Source organism: Neoalteromonas flava (genome assembly GCF_002807685.1).
In the GTDB taxonomy this organism is placed as follows: domain Bacteria; phylum Pseudomonadota; class Gammaproteobacteria; order Enterobacterales; family Alteromonadaceae; genus Alteromonas_E; species Alteromonas_E flava.
In genome coordinates, this window is sequence record NZ_PEAX01000013.1 from 1 (window position 1) to 3,045 (window position 3,045).

At 42.1% G+C, this 3,045-nt stretch carries 5 protein-coding genes; all 5 read right to left on the reverse strand.

The genetic code is table 11. The annotated features are described in order from the left end of the window. Window positions 1-231: 231 nt before the first annotated feature. Window positions 232-792 (reverse strand): hypothetical protein, encoded by a 561-nt coding sequence (locus tag CSH92_RS16710; protein ID WP_100658793.1) that lies wholly within the window; start codon window positions 790-792, stop codon window positions 232-234. A 105-nt stretch (window positions 793-897) separates the two neighbouring features. Further along, window positions 898-1,332, reverse strand: a complete 435-nt coding sequence (locus CSH92_RS16715; RefSeq protein WP_100658794.1) for a hypothetical protein — start codon at window positions 1,330-1,332, stop codon at window positions 898-900. 112 nt (window positions 1,333-1,444) lie between these two features. Continuing rightward, a complete protein-coding gene (locus CSH92_RS16720) occupies window positions 1,445-1,864 on the reverse strand; it encodes a hypothetical protein (RefSeq protein ID WP_100658795.1) in 420 nt (139 codons plus the stop codon). Between the two features lie 115 nt (window positions 1,865-1,979). Further along, complete coding sequence (locus tag CSH92_RS16725) at window positions 1,980-2,345, reverse strand: hypothetical protein (RefSeq protein ID WP_100658796.1); 366 nt, start codon at window positions 2,343-2,345, stop codon at window positions 1,980-1,982. A gap of 121 nt (window positions 2,346-2,466) precedes the next feature. Then, window positions 2,467-2,832, reverse strand: a complete 366-nt coding sequence (locus CSH92_RS16730) for an ankyrin repeat domain-containing protein (protein ID WP_100658797.1) — start codon at window positions 2,830-2,832, stop codon at window positions 2,467-2,469. Between the last annotated feature and the right edge of the window lie 213 nt (window positions 2,833-3,045).

Consider the following 3,045-nt stretch of genomic DNA (forward strand, 5'->3'; position numbering starts at 1 on the left):
TTGAAACAAGCCAACGATAAAAATTGGTGAAAAGACCACGCCCATAGCTAAAACTATTACTGGAACGGCAAACCCTGCGAAAAATTCAAGCAGATACAAAAAACGCTTTGTAGCAGACATGGCACCTAACACCCCAATAAGGGGCAAATACGTGTGCGGCATAATCCGAGGAGGCCGCACACGTATTTGTCCCAACGACCGCAGGGAGTGAGCTTAATTGACTTGTTAGGGTTAATACAAAGGCCCAAGCAAAAGCTCCTTTTCTGCGAGGTTGAATAAGCTAGTGCCAAGCTTGTTCATGCTACCAGAGCGAGGACTCCAACGTGAAGATGTGTAATATTTGCCGTTATATGTAAGTTCAATTATCCACGTTGCACCATCCAACCCAAAACCGCTCTGTTTTTCTTCTGGAAATCTCAAGTAATCGCGAACATCCTCAATTACAGATTTTAACTCTGACTCAGAAATTACAGCTTGGACAGAAACTTTATCATCAATGTGCTCCCCATTAACATACTCAAGTCGAGTAATGTTTAATGCCTTGGAATTAAGATTTAGAGTGATCACGACCGGCACATGAAAAGAACGAACTATAGTGAACCTTACGAGGTCTTCATTCTTTGTTTCTTTGACAATACTTTCTGGAAACGAACCCAACCAAGAAGAAAATTCGAAAGGTTGATCTGCTGGGGTTCTTTTAAAGCTCTCGACTTCTTTTGTCCAAATTAATGAATAAAATGAAATTACGCCTAATAAGATTAAGATACATCCTGTGATGAATATGTTCTTCATACTCAAACAATCCCTAACGCCCCAAGCAGGGGCAAGTACATGCAGGCTAAAATACGGAACGAAGTGACGGGAGCCTGCATGTAATTGTCCCGCTGACTTGGTTTGTTAGGTGCAAATTAGCTGAGCAGTACCCAAATCACTGTTGCTTAACTTTTTTAGTTCTATGAGAAAGTTATCAAATAGACAAGGCTCTGTGCACAAATACATTTTTGCTTCACTGGCTATTTCTTGACCTTTGAATTCAAAGTATTCTGATTGCTGATAAGTAGAAATATAGAGGTTTCCTGGTTTTGGGAAATGGAGTCGAGCATGAAAAGCGCCATTGGCATATTCTCTACCAAAAGAGCCAAATTCTATATCTTTTAAACCGCCATAGTAGCTAGTTTTGAAAGTATCTAGTGATTTATAGAGTTCGTTCAACTCCTGATTTCCAAGGGAAACACTGTTTGTAAATATTGAGCGACCATTACACACTGTGACCCGCAGTTCGGTTATGTCTTCGTCTTTCCAAATCTTTTCAAATTTAATTGATGGTTGCATGTTCCCTCTTTGCACCTAACGCCCCGATAACGGGCGACTGCTTGCTGCGAAAATGGCGGAGCCGCAGCAAGTAGGCGTCCCTGCGAGCGCAGCGAGTGTGTTGATTGGTTTGTTAGGGTTCATATGCGCAAATGCTTTGAATTAGTTGCTCGGACAAACCGAAACCAAATGGCGAGATGACATTTAATTTTACCTTAGGCATATCGCCAGCTTTTTCAATTTCTGAGTAGAACATCTTCTCTTTTTCTGATTTAAGCCACTGCTTGATATTGAGTCCACATTTTACCTTTGTGTCTGGTTCTGAGGTCAAGTTCTCGTGAATGAACAAATCGTCTTCAATACTGATAATTATCATTTCGAGTTCTTCACCTTTACCTCTGTAAAAGTTTGTACCCTCTAGCGGTCTAGAATATGGAGCCAAAATAAACCCTTCTGGAATAGTTAACTGACTGGAGAAAACATCTACCTTGGTTTCTGCACTTAGCGAAAATGAAAAGCTCAAAAAAATCACTAAAGTAAATCTTTTAGTCATAACTATCGATGGACCCTAACACCCCGATAAGGGGCAAATACGTGTACGGCATAATCTGAGGAGGCCGTACACGTATTTGTCCCAACGACCGAAGGGAGTGTGCTTGATTGACTTGTTATGTTTCAATACCTCGTTCCTTGAGCATGGTTGTCAAAACAATCTGAGACCATTTTAAAACTTTATCGGTATCTAGATTTGTTTTGCTGGGATTGAACGTGATGATAATAGGATACCCCCCATTTTCACAATATTCTGTTGGGTCAAAACCGGCATAAAGCAGCCCTAAAGATGTAATTGAGGTGTTGGGGTCACCCGTAACCCAATAACTTACTCGACTATTGAAGCCATCATAAAAAATATCCGAACCTACTTCTCTAGCTTGTTGCTCTGACGATAAACAAACAGGTTGATAAACGGTATCAGAGGTTGACGAGCAGCCGCTGAGGGCAGTCAATAGTACAAAGAAAAATGCCTTTTTCACTCAATTCCTCCATGGAACATAACACTAAGCTAAGGGGCAAAAACACAATGCGAAAATGGCGGAGCCGCATTGTGTTTTTGTCCCAGCGCCTGCCCTTGGCAGGTGCGAATTAAGCGTTTTGTTATAAGCCATGTTCCCTCAGTAGGTTAACTGTCCTTTCGTTTGCAGTGTTGGAAACATATTCGCTAGGCAACAAGCCATCATCATTACGTATTGCTTTTGCTCCCAACTCGATCAACCGCTTTACAGCTTCGTAGTTATCTTGCGCCGAAGCTTCGAACAATGGAGTAAAACCATGCTCACCCTTAACGTTAATATCTGCACCAGCTGCCACTAACATGTCTATTGCTTCGCAATCATTCCAGATGGCCGCAACGTGCAAAGGCCGGTTGGAGAAAAGGCCAACAGTTTCAGGACCATCAATATTGATCCCGGAAAATTCGGCGACCCCTTCAATATCTTTATAAAGCTGCTCAATGCTTCTCATGGCTTATAACACCCCCATAAGGGGCAATTACCTGTAGGCTAAAATACGGAGCGAAGCGAAGGGAGCCTACAGGTAAGTGTCCTAGCGCAGCGCTTTAATGGGCTTGTTAGGTGACGTCGCCGCTAAAGAGCAAGGTTACCCCCAATAAATAACAAAGACAAAACGCAAACCAACCAAGTAAATATCCCTAAGAATAGCCACTTGAACCCTCTA

Excerpts from the sequence above, each read along its gene's own strand:
- CSH92_RS16730 (WP_100658797.1), bottom strand. The coding sequence starts at position 2,832 with ATGAGAAGCATTGAGCAGCTTTATAAAGATATTGAAGGGGTCGCCGAA.
- CSH92_RS16715 (WP_100658794.1), bottom strand. The coding sequence starts at position 1,332 with ATGCAACCATCAATTAAATTTGAAAAGATTTGGAAAGACGAAGACATA.
- CSH92_RS16720 (WP_100658795.1), bottom strand. The coding sequence starts at position 1,864 with ATGACTAAAAGATTTACTTTAGTGATTTTTTTGAGCTTTTCATTTTCG.
- CSH92_RS16710 (WP_100658793.1), bottom strand. The coding sequence starts at position 792 with ATGAAGAACATATTCATCACAGGATGTATCTTAATCTTATTAGGCGTA.